The following is a 21,028-nucleotide window of genomic DNA, read 5'->3' on the forward strand; positions in this document are numbered from 1 at the left end:
CTGTTTTAAGTAAGAATGAGCCTTATCAGGCACAACAGGTTTAATCGGGTTTGCAATAATAGAGCGTGATGATGAAAACGGTTGACCGTCCGGGTGGCAAACCTGTCATAAAAAACAGCTGTGAAAAGCTGCCGGCTTTTTTAAGGGCTATCTGGCGCGGATGCTCATCGTGGAGCGGGAATAACACATTCCTAATTAAAGACTCCGAATACATTAGCGCAAAACCACCTCATGATCACAAATCTGTGTTGCAATCATGAGGGGAACCATACATTTTTATGCGTGATTGTTAGTCGGGTAGTGATGCTTCCACCAGTGGCGCATGCCGCCTGTCAGTTCGTATGCATCATAGCCATGGCGTAATAGCTGTCTGACGACCGGTGTGCTTCGGTGCGCGGTTAAACAGATGCAGATAATGCGGCTATCTTTTGGAATTTGTGAGATATCAATATTGAAAACAGGCATGCAATGGCTTGCAGGAATATGGCTGAGTTTCCATTCAGTATGGCTGCGTACATCCAGCAGGAAAAGGTTATGCCCGCCTTCGCTTAGCCGGGTATTTAAGGTTTCAGCAGATATTTGTGGCACTGCTTTAAAAGATAACCAGTCTGTGATTTTCATGGGCGTACGTAAATATAGCCTCTCTGTTGCAAATCAATGATGGCCGGTAAGCCGGCCTGAACGACATCTTCCTCTTCGACATCATAAAGATCTTCACGAGTAACCTTGTAGCCGTCCAGTGTATTGCCGCAAATAATAAATTGAACATCGCTAAGGCGCAGTGAGTCGATGCTGATCTGTTTGGCCTGGTCGTTAACGGCGTCCATAAAGTACTCAATTGCCTGGCCGTGAACGACAACCTTTATCTCAATATGCTCTTCACCAACGGCTTGAATATGATTTGCGATATTGGTCATTGTTTCAGAAATACGGCTCTCGTCATGATAATTCATGTGATAAACAACTTTTTGATCGTTGTACTTTTGTTCTGAGTAGCCGGTTGAGCTCAATAATAGGCTGGTTATCAGTAAGAGAGTGCTGAATACTCGCATAAAATGACCTGCTAAAAATGAGTGTTAAATGAGTGTTAAATGAGTGTTAAATGAGTGCGAAAAAAGAGTTAAAAAAGAGTTAAAAAAAAGGCCGACACATGGTCAGCCTTTTCTTAGTAGCATAGAAGAATTACTTCTTGCCAGAGATCTGAACATCTACACGACGGTCAGCACGCAGGCAGCTGATCAAAGCAGCACCACGGCCAGAACACTGTGCGATAGGAGCAGTTTCACCCAAAGCATCTACAGTCATAGCATTGCTATCAACACCTGCAGAGCGAAGAGCTGCAGCAACGTTTTCAGCACGACGACGAGAAAGTGCATCGTTATAAGCGCTTGTACCGATGTAGTCAGCGTTACCGATTAAACGGATGCTGCTTACAGCAGCTAAGCCCTTAACGTAGTTGGCGATGTCAGAAACGCTATCAACAACAGCGCTGTCGAAATCGAAGAATACAGCGAATTTTTTGTCAGCAGGCATTGCTTCTGGTGCTGGAGCAGGAGCTGGAGCTGGTGCAGCAGCTGCCATTTTCTGGTATCCATCACAACCTTCAACAGTTGCTTTTTCTTGTGTCCAGTTACCAGCGTGCCAGCACTCACCAAAACCGGTGCGCCATACTGTATCACCTGAGTCTGTAACATAACCGCTGTTTACTGGGTGAGCCAGGGCAGCAGCTGACATGCTCATCGCAAGCGCGAAACCTGCGGTCATAGCGAGCTTTTTCATATTTATATCCTTGTGAATAATGGGTTATAGCATTCGTAATATTTCATGAATCTAGCCCACTGTCCATTAATCTACTGTTAACAGATCAAAAATGGGAAAGTATTCACACACTTAAGCTATCTGGTATTTTACGTTGACTGTCGCAAGTTTGGAACCATAAAACAGTACAATTATTAAAATATTGCGCTTTTAGGGTAATACTTTTTTATAAGGCTTAACGGTAACCTTGTCATAAACGCCTGCAGTGATATAAGGATCCTGATTTGCCCAGTTCTGTGCGTCTTGCAGTGAGTTAAATTCGGCAATGACAAGGCTGCCGGTGAATCCAGCTTCGCCGGGGTCTTCAGAGTCTGTAGCAGGGTGTGGCCCGGCTACAAACAGTTTTCCTTGTTCTTTAAGTGTTACCAGTCTGGCAAGGTGCTCAGCTCGTGCATTGATACGAGCCTGCTGTGTGCCCGGTTTATCTTCAGCAATAATGGCGTAAAACATAACACAAGCTCCTATTCTGTATTGTTTATATATTTAGACATATAAAGGCCCTGAATCACAATAAAGACAACAGTGAGTCCCAGCATGCCAAATAACTTAAAATTGACCCAGGTTTCTTCCGAAAAGTTGTAAGCAACAATAAGGTTGATAACACCCATTAAAAGAAAAAAGAACACCCAGGCAAAATTAAGAGTTTTCCAGACATGCTGTGGCAAGTCGATATTGGCGGACATGATTCTTTCGATGATGGTTTTTGCGCCAATGAAGTGGCTACCAAGGAAAGCGGCACCAAACAACCAGTTGACGACAGTGGGTTTCCATTGAATAAAGGTTTTGTCCTGAAATATGACAGTAGCACCACCCATGATAATAACGAGCACGAGGGTGACGAACTGCATTTTTTCGATTCTATGTTCTTTGATCCAGGTGTAAAGTATTTGTAATAAAGTGGCAGGTATTAAAATGGCAGTCGCCATGATGATGTCGCCGGTATACTTGTACACACCGAAAAAAATAATTATCGGGAAAAAGTCGAGAAGTAGTTTCATAGTCGTATAATTAGCTAAAGGGCTCTAAAGTATATAGAGCTGTAGTCCGCTTATAAACCCGGAATTGATATGCTTGCACATTCTTATGATTTTCACACCCATTCGACGGCGTCGGATGGGACATTGGCACCCGAGGTGCTGATAGAAAAAGCATGCGCGGCGGGTGTTAAATTACTGGCGTTAACTGATCATGACACAATGAAAGGTTATCAGGCGCTGGTGAAGTCGGGATATTCGGCTGATTTAAAGCTTATTACAGGGGTGGAACTTACCTGCAAGCTGGGTAAGCAGGTTGTCCATATTGTTGGTCTTAATATTGATGCGGATAATGAGCGCCTGACTTCACATCTTCAGATGTTAGATCAGCTGCGCATGGATAGAGCGAAAGCGATCGCCCTGCGGTTGCAGAAGGCGGGTCTTCCTGATCTGCTGGAAGCAGCAATTGATTGTGCCGCAGGTGGTCAGATAGGGCGTCCTCATTTTGCCCGGGCGCTACTGGATTTGAAGCTGGTAAGTGATCAGCAGCAGGCATTTAAAAAGTATTTGGGTGCCGGTAAAAAAGGTGACGTTAAAGTTGAGTGGCCTGAGTTGGCGTCAATTATTGATATTATCAAAGATGCGGGCGGATTGAGTATATTGGCGCATCCAACGAAATATAATTTAACCATGAATAAGATTCGTTATTTGGTGGCGCATTATAGCGAGTTGGGAGGTGATGCGTTGGAGGTTGGATATCCGGCAGTCACGCCGGACCACCAAAAAGCGCTCTCGGTTTTGGTTGAAAAGCATCAGTTGCTTGCATCGGGTGGCAGTGATTTTCATAATCCTGCTTATCATTGGACAAGCTTGGGGTGTTTTCCTGGTGTGCCTGGTCATTTGCCGCATGTATTAGATGTAGTGAATTAGTGATTATTATTTTCGAGGTTATATTGTGAGCCAGTTGTTTCAGATACATCCGGAAAATCCGCAAAAAAGGCTGATTCAGCAAGCGGTAGATATTATTAGAAAAGGTGGGGTTATTGTCTATCCGACAGATTGCGCTTATGCATTGGGATGTCATTTAGGTGATAAATCGGCATTAGATAAAATAAAACGTATCCGTAAATTAGATGATAAACATAATTTCACTTTGGTTTGTCGTGATTTGAGTGAAATAGGTACCTATGCAAAAGTTGATAATCAGATGTACCGGTTATTAAAGGCGCATACGCCGGGTGCCTATACTTTTATTTTAAAAGCAACCGCAGAGGTGCCGCGTCGACTGCTGCATCCTAAACGGCGGGCAATTGGTTTGCGTATTCCGGATAATAAAATCGTTCAGGCTTTATTAGAAGAATTAGATGAACCCATTATGAGTACTTCTTTAATAATGCCGGGAGATACTGAGCCACTGACTGATCCTTATGAAATTCGGGATTTACTGCAGCATGAATTAGATCTGGTTATTGATGGTGGTTATTGTGGTATGGCCGCAACAACAGTGATTAGTTTAATGGAAGATCATCCGGAAATTATAAGAATAGGCGCAGGAGATACTGCTAATTTTGAATAATTCAGGTCTTTTTAAATATTATTAAGTAATAAAATGTTAATTTCTTGAAATATTCAATTTTTTGGCGATAATACGTCTGAAGTTTAATTAAAATTTATTGAGTTGAATAATGACTGATATCGTAAAAATCTTAACAAGGAAGAATTCTCTGCGTAAGCAGTGTCAGGACTTATCAATAACGGACATTGAAAAAATTATTATCGATCTGACTGATATCTTGAAAGAAAAAGAAGTCAGTGAGTTAGAGCGTATAGAAGCAGATCGTGAAAAAAATGCGAAAATTGATATGATTCGTAAAACTATGCAGGAAGCAGGTATTGGTTTTGAAGATATCAAAGATCTGGTAGTTACTACTACAAAGAAAAAAGTCGAAGCTAAATATCGTATTATTGATGCTGATGGCGAAACTCATGAATGGTCTGGTCGTGGCAGAACACCATTGGCTTTCCAGGAGTACTTTGATAAGCATGGCGTGACGAAGGACGCTTGTTTAATTAAGTAATTCTATTGAGTGTGTAAAGTTTGGTAATATAAGCTCTTCAGCTTTTTGTTGAAGAGCTTTTTTGTTTTATGCTTTAGGAGCGTCACATGTCTGATGAAAAGTTACAAAAAGTGTTGGCGCGCTCTGGATATGGCTCACGTCGTGAGATGGAGCGCTGGATAGAAGAAAGACGGGTGTCCGTAAACGGGCGCACAGCAACTCAGGGAGATCGGGTTAGTCACCGTGATCAGATTCTGGTTGATGGGCATGCAGCTAATATTGTTTCCGAAGCTGAAAGCCCACGTCGGGTATTAATTTATAATAAGCCTGTAGGAGAAGTGTCGACGCGGCATGATCCGGAAGGGCGTCCTACTGTTTATGATCACCTTCCGCCGCTTAGGACGGGGCGTTGGATTGCGATTGGTCGTTTGGATTTGAATACCAGTGGTTTGCTGGTATTTACAACCGATGGTGAGTTGGCGCACATGATGATGCACCCTTCTGCCAATATAGATCGCGAATATGCTGTGCGGGTGTTGGGTAATGTACCTGAAGAGATGCTGGAGCGTCTCAAAGCGGGTGTTCTGCTCGAAGACGGTATGGCTAAATTTACCGATGTCCGTTTCTTTGATGGCGACGGTGCGAATAAATGGTATCACTGTGTCGTTATGGAAGGGCGTAACCGCGAAGTGCGTCGCTTGTGGGAGTCTCAGGGGCTTCAGGTAAGTCGTTTGAAGCGTGTACGTTACGGTTCACTCTTTTTGCCAAGTGATGTAAAGGCCGGAACCTGGAAAGAGTTGACGCAAAAAGATATTAAAGTCTTGTCGACGCGGCTTGGATTGGATCAAAAGAAACCTGTGCGGATGAAGCCGGCAGATAAAGAAAAGTTAGAGCGGCGTTATAAGCATCAGCAGGTGCGTCATTCTGTTGGGCCAAAACATCGTAAAGACTAGTTAAGCAGCTGCTTAAAAAATAGTCGATAAATAAAAACGCAGCCAATCGGCTGCGTTTTTTTATATATGCTCTTTTTATATGTCCCTTATATATGCCTCTTAAATATGCCCTTTATATATAGCTTCTATGAGGGGGGTTGAGCTTTTGTTTATTGGGCATCCAGTGATTGGCCGTTGATACCCAGGCTGTCTTTTCCCATTAAATACAAATAAAGAGGCATGATTTCGCCAGGTTCCGGGTTGGTTTCTGGTTGCTCCCCGGGGTAAGCGAAAGCGCGCATGTTGGTGCGGGTTGCTCCCGGGTTAATACAGTTAGCGCGAATATTAGCAGTGTTCTCGACTTCGTCAGCTAATACCTGCATTAATCCCTCGGTTGCAAATTTAGAGACGCTGTATGCACCCCAGTAGGCACGGCCTTTTCTGCCGACACTCGATGAAGTGAATATGATGGATGCGTTTTCTGAGCGATGCAGTAAGGGCATCAGTGTTTGTGTTAGCAAAAACGGGGTGTTGATATTGACCTGCATGACTTGATGCCAGGTAACCGGGTCGTATGATTCGATAGGTGTACGCATGCCCAGCACAGAAGCGTTGTGAAGTAGTCCGTCGATATGACCAAACTCATTATCCAGTGTGTTGGTGATATCAATTAAGTCATGCTCGGTGGCTGTTTCCAGATTGAGAGGCAGGATGGCAGGCTTGGGGCCGCCCGCTGCTTCAATTTCATCATAGACTTTATCGAGTTTCTCAATAGTTTTGCCTACCAGAATGACGGTAGCGCCGTGTGCTGCGTAGCTAAGAGCGGCGGCTCGTCCTATGCCGTCACCGGCGCCGGTCACCAGAATAATTTTGTTTTCCAGCAGGTTTTCGGGGGCGTGGTACTCAAACATAGAAAGCGTCCTTATTTGTTACGACGGCTCTCAAAAATGCGCGTCTATTACAGATAGAATCTGATCGGCTTGTTCAACGTATTCGTTGGCTTGCCAGTCCCTCGGATTCTCTAATTCGTTAATATACCCATAGAGTGCGCCAATTGTGAACATCTGGGCGCGATTTCCTGCATCAATATCGCGAATATGGTCACCAATGTAAATACAGTTTTGAGGTGTTGCTTTCAGTTGCTGGCAGGCCAGAAGCAGGGATTCGGGATCGGGCTTTGTTTTACTGACATGTTCAGGGCAGATTGTGCATGAGCTGCGAAGGTCGAGCTGTAATGCGGCAAGAATCGGTGTGGTGAAGCGCACTGGCTTATTGGTAACAATGCCCCACGGGATTTGCTTATCTTCCAGTGTGCCCAGTAGTGACTGCATGCCTGGAAATAACAGGCTGTCTACCGCCAGGTGTTGTGCATACAGCTCGAGCATTTGTTGGTTAAGATAGGGTAGCTGGGTATGACCGTCGGGTAGTTTGAAGGCCGTCTTTAGCATGGCGTTGGCGCCATTTGACACCTGTTTGCGTAGTTCTGTGTAGGGCTGCTCCGGAAGGTTGTGTGCTTTCAGGAGTTGATTGATAACCCAATGAAAATCAGGAGCAGTGTCAAGTAAGGTGCCGTCAAGATCAAACAGCACCGCTTCTGGTTTTCGATTGTTTTTAATGTGGCGTGTGGCGCTCAATTTATAATCCGGAGCGGGACGTCGCGATCATAAAATTAACATCGACATCATTAGGGTCTAGTCGGTACTGCTTGGTGAAAGGATTGTAAGTCAGACCGGTAATGTCGAGGGTATGCAGTTTGGCCTGGCGAATCCAGTTGGCCAGTTCTGAAGGGCGGATGAATTTTTTAAAATCATGCGTGCCTTGCGGAACAAGTTTGAGCAGGTGTTCTGCGCCAAGGATAGCGAACAGATAGCTTTTTGGGTTGCGGTTCAATGTAGAAAAAAATACATGGCCACCCGGTTTAACCATCTTGGCGCAGGCTTTGATGATAGATGATGGGTCCGGAACATGCTCGAGCATCTCCATACAGGTGACGACATCAAATGTATCAGGATGAGCCTCGGCCATCTCTTCTGCCGTGATCTGCTGATAATTAACCGATACGCCACTTTCCAGCCCATGTAGTTTAGCGATTTTCAGTGGCGCGGCGCCCATATCTATACCAGACACCTCCGCGCCGCGTAATGCCATAGATTCAGACAGAATTCCGCCGCCGCAGCCAACATCCAGTACTTTTTTTCCGGCGAGTGGTGCGATGCGGTCAATATAACCCACGCGTAACGGGTTAATGTCATGCAGAGGTTTGAACTCGCTGTTTTTATCCCACCAGTGGTTCGCCAGTTCTTCAAACTTGGCGATTTCGGAAGGGTCAACGTTTGCTGAAAATGTATGATCTGTCATAAGAAACGGTATCTGAATTGTAATTCGATTAAAACTATTCTAACACTGGCTATCGAGGTTAAACAGTCAGTGCAACATATTCATTTTGCGGCAATCTTTTTAGAATCTTGTGGTATACTCGTCCGGTTAAAAAAGGGGCCCGTTTTTGAGGGCTTGTTCGATTAAGAACGAATCAAGATTAGCAGACCGAATCAAGGAAAGCTGAAACACATGGGTGATTTAACCAAAGAAATTTTGCCGGTAAATATCGAAGATGAGATGAAGCAGTCTTATCTCGATTATGCCATGAGTGTTATTGTCGGTCGGGCACTGCCTGACGTCCGTGATGGCTTAAAACCGGTGCATCGTCGGGTCCTGTTTGCGATGAGCGAACTAAGCAATGACTGGAACAAACCCTATAAAAAATCAGCCCGTGTGGTGGGTGATGTTATAGGTAAGTACCATCCTCATGGTGACAGTGCTGTATACGACACTATCGTTCGTATGGCTCAGGACTTTTCCATGCGCTATACGCTGGTCGATGGTCAGGGTAACTTCGGTTCGGTTGATGGCGACTCTGCAGCTGCAATGCGATATACCGAAATTCGCATGGACAAGATTGCTCATGAGCTACTGGCTGATTTAGATAAAGAAACCGTCGATTTCGTACCAAACTATGACGGCACTGAATTTATTCCGGAAGTCATGCCTTCGCGTGTACCCAATCTATTAGTTAACGGTTCATCCGGTATTGCCGTGGGTATGGCGACTAATATCCCGCCGCATAACCTGCGTGAAGTTGTCAGTGGTTGTCTTGCTTTAATAGAAAACCCTGAGCTCGATGTCGATGGGCTGATGAACTACATTCCTGGCCCGGACTTTCCGACGGGTGCCATCATTAATGGCCGTGCGGGTATTCTTGAAGCATATCGTACCGGACGCGGTCGTATTTATATCCGCTCCAAATATCACGTCGAAGAAAACAGTAAAGGCCGTATCGCCATTATTGTTACCGAGATTCCTTATCAGCTGAATAAAGCGCGTTTGATAGAAAAAATTGCCGAGCTGGTAAAAGAGAAAAAGCTAGAAGGCATCAGCGAGTTACGTGACGAATCCGACAAGGATGGTATGCGTATTTACATCGAGCTGAAGCGTGGCGAAATGCCTGAAGTCATTGCCAATAACCTGTTTGCTCAAACACAAATGGAAGGTGTGTTTGGTATTAACGTGGTGGCACTGGTGGATGGTCAGCCAAGAATACTGAACCTCAAAGAACTGCTTGAGAACTTTATTCGACATCGCCGTGAAGTCGTTACCCGTCGGACAGTTTACCTGCTGCGCAAGGCCCGCGAACGTGGCCATGTGCTGGAAGGTCTGGCGATTGCACTGGCTAACATCGATGAAGTGATTCAATTAATCAAGCAATCGCCCACACCAGCAGAAGCAAAAGAGCGTTTGTCTGCAACAGCATGGGAACCGGGTTCGGTGGTCGATATGTTGGAGCGTGCGGGTGAAAACGCATGCCGACCGGATGATCTAGATCCTCAGTATGGAATGCGTGACGGTAAATATTACCTTTCACCTGTCCAGGCTCAGGCAATTCTTGATTTGCGTTTGCATCGTTTGACCGGTCTTGAACATGAGAAACTGATCAACGAATATCAGGAACTGTTGATCAGAATCGCTGAATTGCTCGAAATTCTTGCGTCTCATACCCGCTTGATGGAAGTCATTCGCGAAGAGCTTGAAGCGATTGTGGCCGAGTATGGTGATGAACGCCGTACCGAAATTATCGCTTCCCGGCGTGACTTAACCGTTGCAGATTTGATCACTGAAGAAGATATGGTGGTCACTATTTCTCATGGCGGTTATGCGAAAACACAACCGTTAACCGACTATCAGTCGCAGCGTCGTGGCGGTAAAGGTAAGTCGGTCACGGCTGTTAAAGATGAAGACTTTGTTGAGCATCTGCTGATTGCCAGTACACACGCTACGATTTTGTGCTTTACCAATAAAGGTAAAGTCTACTGGTTAAAAGTATACGAAATACCGCAAGCCAGCCGTGCAGCGCGCGGTCGTCCGATCGTCAATATTCTGCCGCTGGATGAAGGCGAGCGTATTTCAACGATCTTGCCTGTTAATGAATACAGTGAAGATCGCTTTGTCTTTATGGCGACAGCCAGTGGAACCGTTAAGAAAACGTCTTTAGTTAACTTTTCACGCCCACGGTCTTCAGGTTTGATTGCTGTTGATCTGCTGGATGATGATGCCTTGATTGGTGCCGCTATCACCGAAGGTGATAATGACATTCTGTTGGTGACCGATGCCGGTAAGGTAGCGCGTTTCCACGAAGCTGACGTGCGTGCGATGGGTCGAACCGCACGCGGTGTTCGCGGTGTGAAAATGAAGGGGACAACACGTGTTATCTCTCTGATTATTCCAAAAGAGGGCGGTAAGGTACTGACCGCGTCAATACGCGGTTTCGGTAAACAAACCGCCGTAGAAGACTTCCCTTGCAAAGGCCGTGGTAACCAGGGTGTTATCGGTATGCAGTGCACTGATCGTAATGGTGTGTTGGCCGGCGCTGTACAGGTCTTCGAAGGCGATGATGTGATGCTGATCAGTGATCAGGGCACTATGGTGCGTACGCGTACTTCAGAAATTTCAGTACTGGGTCGTAACACGCAGGGTGTCATGCTGATTCGTGTGGCCGGTGGTGAAAATCTGGTGAGCCTGGCACGTATCGAAGAACCTGAAGTCATTGATATCGAGAGTGATGAGGGCGCTGACAGTGCTGATAATAGTGCTAATGATATTGAAAGTGCAGACGGTGTTGAGGACGTTGGATCTACTGTAGCTGAAGATGTGGAGACAGATGCTGATATAGAAGAGCCAACAGATTCAGATGAAGATCAGGACGAGTTACCTGATAATACGCCTGAAGCAGAGTAAGTTAAGTGCGGCGAAAGCCGCGCTTTTTATTGTGACTGAGTGAACATTAAGAGAACGAGATGATTCGTAAGTTGAATTTCAGTGCCGGCCCGGCAGCTCTTCCCGAAGAGGTTTTGAAACAAGCACAGGAAGAGATGCTCGATTGGCATGGCCATGGGCTTTCCATAATGGAAATGAGCCATCGCAGTAAAGAGTATGTTTCTGTTGCAGAGCAGGCTGAACAGGATCTTCGTGATCTGATGCAGGTGCCGGATAACTATAAAGTATTGTTTCTGCAAGGCGGTGCGACCAGCCAGTTTTCGATGATTCCAATGAATCTTTTGCGCGATAAAAAAACCGCAGATTATATCAATACCGGCGTCTGGTCCAAAAAGGCCATTGAAGAAGCGAGCCGCTATTGCAACGTAAAGATTGCCGCAACAACGCAGCATAATAATTTCACATCGGCGCCCTCCCAGGATCAGCTTCAGCTTAATCCTGAGGCTGCTTATGTGCATTACACGCCGAATGAAACCATTGGTGGTGTTGAGTTTGACTATATTCCCGAAACAGGTGATGTGCCTTTAGTCGCGGATATGTCTTCTACTATCTTGTCTCGCCCGATCGACGTGTCTCGTTTTGGCTTGATCTATGCCGGCGCGCAGAAAAATATCGGGCCTGCGGGATTAACCGTGGTTATCGTACGTGAGGACCTGATGGGTCAAACGTTGGCAGGTACGCCGACTATGTTTGACTATGCCGTGCATGCCGCTGCGGATTCGATGAATAATACGCCGCCTACCTATGGCTGGTATCTTGCCGGATTGATTTTTCAATGGCTGAAGCGTCAGGGTGGTGTTGAAGGTATGCAGGTGATCAACCAGCGTAAAGCAGAAAAGCTTTATCAGGCGATTGATCAGAGTACTTTCTATGCGAACCCGGTTGCGATTGCCAACCGTTCCTGGATGAACGTGCCTTTTACACTCGCCGATGCTGCTTTGGATAAGCTTTTTATAGAAGAGTCCGAGCAGGCCGGGTTACTTAACCTAAAAGGGCATCGTTCTGTGGGTGGTATGCGTGCCAGTATATACAATGCCGTGCCTGAAACAGCCGTTGATTCATTAATTGAATTTATGCAGCATTTTGAGCGTAAGCATGTTGAGAAGTAAGCATGTTGAGAAAAAGTAAGGCTAATCAGCAAAAATAGGATCTTTGCATGACTGAACAGGAACAGGCGCTCAAAGTACTGCGCGACCAGATTGATTCAATCGATAAGCAAATTCATCTTCTGCTGAACCAGCGTGCTAGCTGTGCACAACGGGTAGCGGAAGTTAAACAGCAGTTTCAGGGAGATGAAATTGCTGTTTTCTACCGGCCTGAGCGTGAAGCGCAGGTGCTTAAGCGAGTCATGGAGCGTAACGAAGGGCCGTTGGCAGATAAAGAAGTGGCGCGCTTGTTTCGTGAGATCATGTCAGTATGCCTGGCGCTTGAAAAGCCGATGCGCGTGGCATTTCTCGGGCCTGAGGGAACCTTTACTCAGCAGGCCGCACTGAAACATTTTGGCCACTCTGCTGAAAGCGCCCCGATGAACTCTCTTGATCAGGTGTTCCGCGAAGTGGAAGCCGGCGCGGCACATTATGGCGTGGTGCCGATAGAGAACTCCTCTGAAGGGATGGCAACGCATACACTGGACCTGTTCAAACGCTTTAATTTGCGTATCTGTGGTGAGTTGGAATTGAAAATCCATCATCACTTGCTGGTCCAGGAGAAGACAGATTCTGCATCGATTCGCCGCATATATGCCCACCAGGAATCCTTTGCGCAGTGTCACAGCTGGTTAGATGCTCACTATCCGCATGCCGAGCATATAACCGTCAGCTCGAATGCCGAAGGTGCCCGTCTGGCGTCGAAAGAGGCTGGCACGGCGGCTATCGCCGGTGATATGGCGATGTCGTTATATCAGCTACAGGTGCTGGAACGTAACATCGAAGATCAGCCAGATAACAGTACACGCTTTTTAATCATTGGCGATCAGGACGTTGGCGTCAGTGGTGATGATAAAACATCAATACTGATGAGCGCGCATGATAAACCGGGTGTGCTTTATTCCCTGTTAGAGCCGTTTCATCGTCATGGTATCAGTCTGACACGTATAGAAACCCGTCCCGCCGGACAGGGTGGCTGGAGCTATATGTTTTATATAGACTTTGAAGGGCACGCCGATGATCCTAAAGTGCAAAAAGTACTATCAGAACTGGAATCCGGTTCGGTAGAGCTGAAATTGCTGGGGTCTTACCCTAAAGCGGTATTATAAGAATTATAAAAAACTTATGAAATCAGTTGTTCAAGTAGATAGTCTGCAGCGGAGTATGACGCTGTGAGTTTTATGGTCAATCGAGTATTAATTATTGGTCTGGGTCTGATCGGTGGGTCCTTGGCTAAAGCACTGAAAAAGAAAAAATTTGCAAAGTTTGTTGCGGGTTATGACCGTAATCCTGACGATCTTCAGCAAGGCCTTGATCTGGGTATTATCGATGAAGGCTGTAGTGATTTAGCTGAGGTTGTCGGTATGGCAGATATTGTAGTGCTGGCGGTGCCTGTTAAAGCCACTGAAAACGTCCTTGCTGCGATAAAGCCTTACCTGAACCCGGCGACAGTTATCACCGACGTGGGCAGTACTAAAGCGAACGTTATCCTAGCGGCACAAACGGTGTTTGGTAGTGTTCCTGAAAAATTCATCCCCGGGCATCCGATTGCCGGTTCTGAAAAAAGTGGTGTCGCCGCCGCGGATGAAAACCTCTTCGCCAAGCATAAAATCATACTCACGCCGCTGCCTGAATCCGATAAAAGTGCTATCCGTCTTATCGCAAGAATGTGGCAAAGTACCGGTGCAGAAGTCTTGCAGATGGGGGTTGAGCGACACGATGAAGTGTTGGCGGCCACCAGTCATCTGCCGCATATTCTCGCTTTTTCCCTCGTCGATACCTTGGCTAAAGAGCAGGATAGTAGGGAAATATTCCGCTACGCTGCCGGTGGATTTCGCGATTTCACGCGTATTGCAGCATCAGACCCTACAATGTGGCACGACGTCTGTGTTGCCAATAAGCAAGAAATTCTTAATCAGATAGACAACTTTACGGATGGCCTGGCGACGTTACGCCAGGCTATTATCGAAAGTGACAGCCAATCGATGCTCGGTATTTTTACGCGGGCAAAATCTGCCCGGGAGCATTTTAGTAAAATGCTCGCAGGGACTGCATATTCCCGAAGCGCGCAAAAGTCTCAGGTGACTTTTCATGTACATGCGGCGGGTCCGTTACTCGGACGCATTCGTGTGCCGGGTGATAAGTCGATATCGCATCGTGCTGTCATGCTGGGTGCTATAGCAGAGGGAATTACCCATATCAGTGGCTTTCTTGAAAGTGAAGATAGTCTGGCGACTGTACAGGCGTTTCGTGATATGGGCGTCGTCATTGAAGGGCCTCATCAGGGCAGAGTTAAAATATATGGTGTCGGGTTGCAGGGTTTGTATCCGCCACCAGGCCCGTTGTATCTGGGGAACTCCGGCACATCGTTACGTTTACTGAGCGGTTTATTGGCGGCACAGGCCTTTGATTCGCAGCTATTGGGCGATAATTCACTTTCAAAGCGTCCAATGGAAAGAGTCGCGGAACCTTTACGCAAAATGGGAGCCTCTATACAGACTTCTGAAGGGGGCGGCGCGCCGGTGGTTATTCACGGAGGCCAGCATTTATCCGCTATTGAATATCATATGCCGGTGGCGAGTGCTCAGGTTAAATCGTGTTTATTACTGGCAGGGCTTTATGCAACGGGGCAAACGCGTATTCAGCAGCCAGCCATCACGCGGGATCATACTGAGCGAATGTTACAAAATTTTGGGGTGCAACTAACCATTGAAAACGATGCCGTTACAGTTGCATCGGGACAGGTGTTGAAAGCAACCAACATTGAGATTCCTGCTGATATATCCTCGGCTGCATTTTTTATAGTCGCAGCCGCAATAAATCCGGGATCAGATCTGGTAATTGAACAGGTTGGCGTTAACCCTGGCCGCTCAGGTGTATTAGAGATATTAGGCTTGATGGGAGCGGATCTGACCCTTGAAAATCCGGGCATGTTGAGTGGTGAGCCGGTTGCCGATATTCATGTGCGTTATGCACCATTAAGAAGTATTACGATTCCTGATGAGTTAGTGTCGGTTGCCATTGATGAGTTCCCCGTCATCTTCGTCGCCGCTGCTGCAGCTCAGGGCGTGACCTGTTTGAGTGGCGTGAGCGAGTTAAGGTATAAAGAGAGTGATCGTATTGAAGCGATGCAAGAAGGACTGCTTAGAATGGGAATAGACGTCACCGTCAAAGGAGATAATATCCTGATTACTGGTGGTGTATTACAAGGAGCTAAAGTCAGTAGTTATGATGATCATCGAATAGCAATGGCGTTTGCTGTTGCTGGAACCATTGCCAATAGTGAAGTAATGATAGAAGCCTGCAGTCATGTAGCAACCTCTTTTCCAGAGTTTGTTGATGTTGCTCAAAAAGCAGGAATCCGTATCAATAAGGAGGAGACGTGATGTCTCAAGTTAACACCCGTGTACCTGTAATTACAGTGGACGGACCGAGTGGTTCTGGTAAGGGAACTGTCTGCAGGTTATTGGCAGACAATCTGGGCTGGAGGCTGTTGGATAGTGGAGCGCTGTATCGGTTAACAGCGCTTGCCGCAAGTCACCATGGTGTTTCTGTTAAAGATGAAGAGGCGTTGGTAGTACTGGCGGCTCATTTAGATGTGCAATTTACATCGCGTGACGATGTTGTTCAGATAATCCTCGAAGGCGAAGAAGTTACGCAGGCCATACGGAGTGAATCGGTAGGTAATGATGCCTCTGTGATTGCCGCCATAGCATCCGTCAGAATGGCATTGCTTGAGCGCCAGCGTGCCTTTGCCGAGTTGCCGGGTTTGATCGCCGATGGTCGTGATATGGGTACGGTAGTGTTCCCGCATGCCACCTTAAAAGTTTATTTAGATGCAAGTGTTGAAGAAAGAGCAAGTAGACGATATAACCAGTTGATAAATAAGGGGCTCAGTGCTAGCCTTGAAGTAATATTGAAAGACTTGCAAGAGCGTGACGCGCGTGATATGAACAGAAGCGTAGCGCCGTTAAAACCTGCGAGTGATGCGATGGTCCTGGATTCAACCAGTATGACTATCGAAGAGGTGCTGGGTGCTATTCTTGAGGAAGTCCGTCATAAAGGATTGCGTTAAAGGGTTGTACTAAAGAATTTAAACGATTGGCTGATAACAGGCAGCGGCAGCTGTACTATAAAACAGCTGTACAATAAAAGAGCTGCGAGGGTATTGAGATGATGGGCGAGAGTTTTGCTGATCTCTTCGAAGAGAGTCTGCAGGGATTGAACATGGCACCCGGATCTATTGTGACCGGTACCGTGATGGCGATTGAGAATGACTTTGTAGTTGTTAATGCAGGACTCAAATCGGAAGGCGTCATTCCGCGGGCAGAATTTGAAGATGACAAAGGTCAGTTGACCGTTGCCATCGGAGATGAAGTCAGAGTGGCGCTGGAAAGTGTCGAAGATGGATACGGCTCAACGAAACTCTCGCGTGAGAAGGCAAAACAAGCTGAAGTATGGGAAGTACTTGAGAAAGCCTTTGAAAAAGATGAAACCATCACCGGTGCTATTACCGGTAAAGTGCGTGGTGGTTTTACCGTGACGGTTGGCAGTGTCGAAGCCTTCCTGCCAGGGTCTTTGTTAGATATTCGCCCGCTGCGTGATAGTACTCACCTGGAAGGCAAGGAACTCGAATTTAAGCTGGTTAAGCTGGACTACAAGCGTAACAACATTGTGGTATCCCGCCGCGCCGTACTCGAAGAACTGAACAGCGCTGATCGTGAAAAACTGATTGAAACGTTAGCCGAAGGCATTGTGCTGAAAGGTATCGTGAAAAATCTGACAGATTACGGCGCGTTTATCGATTTAGGTGGCGTAGACGGCCTGTTGCACATCACTGATATTGCCTGGAAGCGTGTTAAGCATCCAAGCGAAGTGCTGACCGTCGGTGATGAGATCGACGTCAAAGTGCTTAAGTATGACCCGGAGCGTACGCGGGTTTCATTAGGCATGAAGCAGTTGCTGGCCGATCCGTGGGAAGAGATGGTCGCTAAACTGAACGTTGGCGAAAAGACCAGGGCGCGTGTGACCAATCTAACCGAGTACGGTTGTTTTGCTCAGATAGCAGAGGGCATAGAAGGTCTTATTCATGTCTCTGAAATGGATTGGGCGAATAAGAATATTCATCCTTCAAAAGTTGTTCATGTCGGCCAGGAAATCGAAGTGATGATTCTGGCAATTGATAAAGAGCGACGTCGTATCTCGTTGGGTATGAAGCAGTGTCAGCAGAATCCGTGGGATGCATTTGCAGAAAAGTATAAAAAAGATGACAAGGTCACAGGAAAAATTAAATCCATCACTGACTTTGGTATTTTTATAGGCTTAGAGGGAAATATTGATGGCCTGATACATCTGTCAGACTTGTCCTGGGATATTCCGGGGGAAGAGGCCGTTAAGCAATACCATAAGGGCGACGAAATTGAAGCCGTTATATTATCGATTGATATCGAGCGTTCGCGTATTGCGTTGAGTATTAAACAGCTGCAGGCTGACCCTTCACCTAAGCAAAAAGAATCACACAAAGAGGCGCAGAAAGGGTCGCAGAAAGAGCTACCCAAAGATGAATCAGCAAAAGCAGTGCCACCTAAAGGTGCTGATGTAGCAGGGCCGACCACGATTGGTGATCTGATAAAACAACAGATGAATAAAAATAAATCCTGATCCCTGAGGCGCCATGCGGCGTCTTTTTCGTTCACAGGGAGAACGGGAAATAATAGTGTCTGACCCAGTGGAGGGAGTATAATGACAAAATCAGAATTGATAGAGCATCTGATTGATCGGCATCCGGAACTTTCTGTAAAGGATGTTGAACTGGCAGTGAAAGCGATGCTTGATCATATGACTGAATCATTGGCAAATGGTGACCGTATCGAAATTCGAGGTTTTGGTAGTTTCTCCCTTCATTTTCGAGCTCCGCGTATAGGCCGCAACCCAAAAACGGGTGATTCTGTTTCGTTAACGGCCAAATATGTTCCCCATTTCAAGCCGGGTAAAGAGTTACGCGAACAGGTAAATGAAAGTATTGAGCAGTATCAGTAAGGTATTGGAGGGTAAATTGTGCGTTTCTTAAAGTTGATAATAGTATTCTTACTGTCAGTTGTTATTCTGGTCGTGGGCATTATGTTTACGATACATAACACTGAAAAAGTATCGATTGATCTGGTTTTTATAACCTTACCTGAAGCGAGTTTGTCACTTTGGCTGATTGCCGCCTTTGTCTTGGGTGGTGTGCTGGGGTTCTTGCTCAGTAGTGTAGCGTTGGTTGCTTTGAAAGCGCGCTTGATGGGTAGTCAGCGTAAGATAAATGCGACCTCAAAAGAACTTGACCAGTTGAGGACGGCATCGCTTAAAGACGCTGCTTAGAATGCTCGATATCTGGTATTTAATTCCGTTAGTTGTCGCGATTTTTATCGGATGGTTACTTGGTCGAATCAGTGTTAGCCGGGATCAGGTAACCGCATCAAGTGGTGCATTAGGTCAGGACTATTTTATTGGTCTGGACCACCTGCTGAATGAAAAAACAGATGAGGCCATTGATAGCTTCATCAGAGCGTTAGAAGTAAACAGTGAAACTATTCCTGCACACTTAGCGTTAGCAAAGCTGTTCCGGCGTAAAGGTGATGTGCAACGCGCCATCAATATTCATCAAAATTTACTCGCCCGCCCTGATCTGTCAAGACAGGACTCTTTACGTATTCAGATGGCGCTGGCATTGGATTATGATGCGGTGGGTTTACTCGATCGCACCGAAAACCTCCTTAAAGATATCGTTCAACAAAATCCCCCCCGCGAAACCAAGCGTAAAGCATTGACCGTGCTGACCAAGCTCTATGAAAAAGAGCAGGAGTGGGATGAGGCATTAGCAACAGCACAGCAACTCAACCCTGATGAGATAAAAACTATTCGGCATGAATGCGCACATTACTATTGTGAGCTCGCTGAAAACTGTGTGAATAAAAAACTCTATAAAGAAGCGACGGAATATATAAAACAAGGGCTGCAACTGGATCCTCAGTCGGTACGGGCGTCATTTCTTCAGGCGCGCATCGCGATAGGGCAGCAGCAATGGAAAACAGCCATCCACTCATTACGTACTGTAGAAAAACAAGATGTGAGCTTTGTGTCTGAAACGATTCCGATGCTCAAACGCTGTTACACGGCGTTAAATAATACACCTGAATATGAGTTTTACTTACGGCATTGTTTATCATACGCGCCTTCAGCCACGGTTATTCTGGCACTGGCAGACGTGATCAAAGAGGATCGCGGAGTGTATGCCGCCGGCGCATTTATCACCGATGAGCTAAAGCATCGTCCTTCGATAAAAGGTTTTAACCGTTTAATTGCCATGCATATTGAGCATGGTAGTGAAAACGCCAGAGATAGTCTGAAAACGCTGCGTAGCCTGATTGGCACACTGGAAGTGAGTAAACCTCGTTACCTGTGCCAGAAGTGTGGGTTTTCCGGACGCTTGCTTGTATGGCAATGTCCATCCTGTAAAAAGTGGAGCACGACTAAACCCATTCAGGGTTTGGAAGGCGAATAAAGCATAAATAGCAATGAGTGACAGAGAGCAGACCAACGTGAATCCTGATAAAAAACGTATCATCGTAGCACTCGATTACCCCACAGTAGAGCAAGCCGTTGCGATGGCAGATCAGCTTGATCCATTACGCTGTCGCTTAAAAGTAGGTAAAGAACTGTTTACCCGCGGCGGCCCTGACGTGGTTGAACAGTTACAGCACAAAGGTTTTGATGTTTTCCTTGATCTGAAATTTCATGACATCCCTAATACCACCGCCAAAGCCGTACGCGCAGCCGGCGAATTAGGTGTGTGGATGGTGAACGTACATGCGACCGGTGGACGTCGCATGATGGAAGCGGCACGTAACGAGCTGGCTCAGGTGAAAAATAACAGTACCTTGCTGATCGCGGTCACTGTACTCACCAGCATGGAACGAGAAGATCTTAAAGAAGTGGGACTGGATATCGACCCGCTTGAGCACGTAAAAAGACTGGCAGCATTAACAGAATCCTGTGGTCTGGATGGTGTCGTCTGTTCTGCACAAGAGGTCTCACCGTTACGGCAAATCATCTCCGAGAACTTTAACCTGGTGACCCCCGGTATACGTCCGGCTGATAGTGCCGTCGGTGATCAGCGCCGTATTATGACGCCCTCGCAGGCATTAGAGGCGGGCAGTACCTATCTGGTGATTGGTCGTCCTATTACGCAGGCAAAAAATCCACTGGCTGCACTGGAAGCAATCGAAAAAGAGATATCGCCCTTTCTATAAGTTTCGGGGACACAAGTTTCGTAAGTTTCGGGGACAGTTTACTTAATTCCTTAAATAAGAAGTTTCGGGGACAGTTTACTTAATTCCTTAAATTAGAAATTACAGGAGTTTCGGGGACAGTTTACTTAATTCTTTAAATAAGGCTGGGTTAGGTTAACTGTCCCCGTAACACCTCAATGATGAATAAAACTTTATTTCTTCTTTCTGCGTAGTCTTGAGAGAGCAAGGCCAGTGATGCCTGCAACGAAGAGAAATATAGTCGCGGGCTCAGGGACAGTGCTACTAGCTTGCCTGATGACCTGACCACGGATCTCGCCACCTGGATTCAGGTCGGAATGTGAGTTTCGGGGACAGTTTACTTAATTCCTTAAATAAGGCTGGGTTAAGTAAACTGTCCCCGTACTCCCAACCACAGCCGACCTGTCCCACTCTAACTGTTTACTTGCTAATCATCGTTTGGTGTCTATAGTTAAATCAGGC

Annotated in this window: 23 protein-coding genes; 14 read left to right on the plus strand and 9 right to left on the minus strand. The window is 46.3% G+C overall.

Annotation, left to right across the window (positions count from 1 at the left end; translation table 11 throughout):
* Positions 1–276: 276 nt before the first annotated feature.
* From ABY436_RS12095 to ABY436_RS12115, 5 genes are all read right to left on the minus strand, one after another.
* A complete protein-coding gene (locus tag ABY436_RS12095; protein WP_372739224.1) occupies positions 277–621 on the minus strand; it encodes a rhodanese-like domain-containing protein in 345 nt (114 codons plus the stop codon).
* Positions 618–1,052, minus strand: coding sequence for a DsrE family protein (locus ABY436_RS12100; RefSeq protein ID WP_372739225.1), 435 nt, complete (start codon positions 1,050–1,052; stop codon positions 618–620). Before ABY436_RS12100 ends, ABY436_RS12095 begins: the two co-directional genes overlap by 4 nt.
* 130 nt (positions 1,053–1,182) lie before the next feature.
* Positions 1,183–1,779, minus strand: a complete 597-nt coding sequence (locus tag ABY436_RS12105) for an OmpA family protein (protein WP_372739226.1) — start codon at positions 1,777–1,779, stop codon at positions 1,183–1,185.
* 189 nt (positions 1,780–1,968) lie between these two features.
* Positions 1,969–2,268 carry a YciI family protein gene (locus ABY436_RS12110; RefSeq protein WP_372739227.1) on the minus strand — a complete coding sequence of 100 codons (300 nt, stop codon included), beginning with the start codon at positions 2,266–2,268 and terminating at the stop codon, positions 1,969–1,971.
* An 11-nt stretch (positions 2,269–2,279) separates the two neighbouring features.
* Positions 2,280–2,816, minus strand: a complete 537-nt coding sequence (locus ABY436_RS12115) for a septation protein A (RefSeq protein ID WP_372739228.1) — start codon at positions 2,814–2,816, stop codon at positions 2,280–2,282.
* Positions 2,817–2,885: 69 nt separating this feature from the next.
* Between ABY436_RS12115 and ABY436_RS12120 the strand changes: the two genes are divergently transcribed.
* From ABY436_RS12120 to rluB, 4 genes are all read left to right on the plus strand, one after another.
* Positions 2,886–3,722 carry a PHP domain-containing protein gene (locus tag ABY436_RS12120; protein WP_372739229.1) on the plus strand — a complete coding sequence of 279 codons (837 nt, stop codon included), beginning with the start codon at positions 2,886–2,888 and terminating at the stop codon, positions 3,720–3,722.
* Positions 3,723–3,747: 25 nt separating this feature from the next.
* On the plus strand, positions 3,748–4,368 hold the full coding sequence (locus ABY436_RS12125; RefSeq protein ID WP_372739230.1) for an L-threonylcarbamoyladenylate synthase: 621 nt from the start codon (positions 3,748–3,750) through the stop codon (positions 4,366–4,368).
* Positions 4,369–4,477: 109 nt separating this feature from the next.
* The gene (locus ABY436_RS12130) at positions 4,478–4,870 is read left to right on the plus strand and encodes an H-NS family nucleoid-associated regulatory protein (RefSeq protein ID WP_090724267.1); all 393 of its coding nucleotides are present in this window, start codon (positions 4,478–4,480) and stop codon (positions 4,868–4,870) included.
* An 86-nt stretch (positions 4,871–4,956) separates the two neighbouring features.
* Entirely contained in the window at positions 4,957–5,802 is an 846-nt protein-coding gene (gene rluB, locus ABY436_RS12135; RefSeq protein ID WP_090724264.1) for a 23S rRNA pseudouridine(2605) synthase RluB, read from the plus strand.
* Positions 5,803–5,951: 149 nt separating this feature from the next.
* On the opposite strand, the gene ABY436_RS12140 is transcribed toward rluB, so the two are convergent.
* Genes ABY436_RS12140 through ubiG form a run of 3 tightly spaced genes read right to left on the minus strand, consistent with a single transcriptional unit; the run spans position 5,952 to position 8,139 of the window.
* Positions 5,952–6,692 carry a YciK family oxidoreductase gene (locus tag ABY436_RS12140; protein ID WP_372739231.1) on the minus strand — a complete coding sequence of 247 codons (741 nt, stop codon included), beginning with the start codon at positions 6,690–6,692 and terminating at the stop codon, positions 5,952–5,954.
* 30 nt (positions 6,693–6,722) lie between these two features.
* Entirely contained in the window at positions 6,723–7,415 is a 693-nt protein-coding gene (locus tag ABY436_RS12145) for an HAD family hydrolase (protein ID WP_372739232.1), read from the minus strand.
* Position 7,416: 1 nt separating this feature from the next.
* On the minus strand, positions 7,417–8,139 hold the full coding sequence (ubiG, locus tag ABY436_RS12150) for a bifunctional 2-polyprenyl-6-hydroxyphenol methylase/3-demethylubiquinol 3-O-methyltransferase UbiG (RefSeq protein ID WP_372739233.1): 723 nt from the start codon (positions 8,137–8,139) through the stop codon (positions 7,417–7,419).
* Positions 8,140–8,349: 210 nt separating this feature from the next.
* On the opposite strand from ubiG, the gene gyrA reads away from it, so the two are divergent.
* The 10 genes from gyrA to pyrF all read left to right on the plus strand — a co-directional run bounded on the left by gyrA (position 8,350) and on the right by pyrF (position 20,548).
* On the plus strand, positions 8,350–11,070 hold the full coding sequence (gene gyrA, locus ABY436_RS12155) for a DNA gyrase subunit A (RefSeq protein WP_372739234.1): 2,721 nt from the start codon (positions 8,350–8,352) through the stop codon (positions 11,068–11,070).
* A gap of 59 nt (positions 11,071–11,129) precedes the next feature.
* Positions 11,130–12,218 (plus strand): 3-phosphoserine/phosphohydroxythreonine transaminase, encoded by a 1,089-nt coding sequence (gene serC / locus ABY436_RS12160; RefSeq protein ID WP_372739235.1) that lies wholly within the window; start codon positions 11,130–11,132, stop codon positions 12,216–12,218.
* Between the two features lie 47 nt (positions 12,219–12,265).
* Positions 12,266–13,363, plus strand: coding sequence for a prephenate dehydratase (gene pheA / locus ABY436_RS12165; RefSeq protein WP_372739236.1), 1,098 nt, complete (start codon positions 12,266–12,268; stop codon positions 13,361–13,363).
* Positions 13,364–13,435: 72 nt separating this feature from the next.
* Positions 13,436–15,640, plus strand: a complete 2,205-nt coding sequence (locus ABY436_RS12170; RefSeq protein ID WP_372739241.1) for a bifunctional prephenate dehydrogenase/3-phosphoshikimate 1-carboxyvinyltransferase — start codon at positions 13,436–13,438, stop codon at positions 15,638–15,640.
* Complete coding sequence (gene cmk / locus ABY436_RS12175; RefSeq protein ID WP_372739237.1) at positions 15,640–16,329, plus strand: (d)CMP kinase; 690 nt, start codon at positions 15,640–15,642, stop codon at positions 16,327–16,329. Before ABY436_RS12170 ends, cmk begins: the two co-directional genes overlap by 1 nt.
* 101 nt (positions 16,330–16,430) lie before the next feature.
* Complete coding sequence (gene rpsA, locus ABY436_RS12180) at positions 16,431–17,915, plus strand: 30S ribosomal protein S1 (protein WP_372739242.1); 1,485 nt, start codon at positions 16,431–16,433, stop codon at positions 17,913–17,915.
* Positions 17,916–17,996: 81 nt separating this feature from the next.
* On the plus strand, positions 17,997–18,293 hold the full coding sequence (locus tag ABY436_RS12185) for an integration host factor subunit beta (RefSeq protein WP_090724247.1): 297 nt from the start codon (positions 17,997–17,999) through the stop codon (positions 18,291–18,293).
* A gap of 18 nt (positions 18,294–18,311) precedes the next feature.
* Complete coding sequence (locus ABY436_RS12190) at positions 18,312–18,617, plus strand: lipopolysaccharide assembly protein LapA domain-containing protein (protein WP_372739238.1); 306 nt, start codon at positions 18,312–18,314, stop codon at positions 18,615–18,617.
* A gap of 1 nt (position 18,618) precedes the next feature.
* Entirely contained in the window at positions 18,619–19,800 is a 1,182-nt protein-coding gene (gene lapB, locus ABY436_RS12195) for a lipopolysaccharide assembly protein LapB (RefSeq protein ID WP_372739239.1), read from the plus strand.
* A 13-nt stretch (positions 19,801–19,813) separates the two neighbouring features.
* Positions 19,814–20,548 carry an orotidine-5'-phosphate decarboxylase gene (gene pyrF / locus ABY436_RS12200; RefSeq protein ID WP_372739240.1) on the plus strand — a complete coding sequence of 245 codons (735 nt, stop codon included), beginning with the start codon at positions 19,814–19,816 and terminating at the stop codon, positions 20,546–20,548.
* A gap of 191 nt (positions 20,549–20,739) precedes the next feature.
* Here pyrF and ABY436_RS12205 read toward each other — a convergent pair whose 3' ends face one another.
* Positions 20,740–20,877 carry a PEP-CTERM sorting domain-containing protein gene (locus tag ABY436_RS12205; protein ID WP_372739243.1) on the minus strand — a complete coding sequence of 46 codons (138 nt, stop codon included), beginning with the start codon at positions 20,875–20,877 and terminating at the stop codon, positions 20,740–20,742.
* Positions 20,878–21,028 lie beyond the last annotated feature (151 nt).

The organism is Neptunomonas sp., from assembly GCF_041601355.1.
Lineage (GTDB): Bacteria > Pseudomonadota > Gammaproteobacteria > Pseudomonadales > Balneatricaceae > Neptunomonas.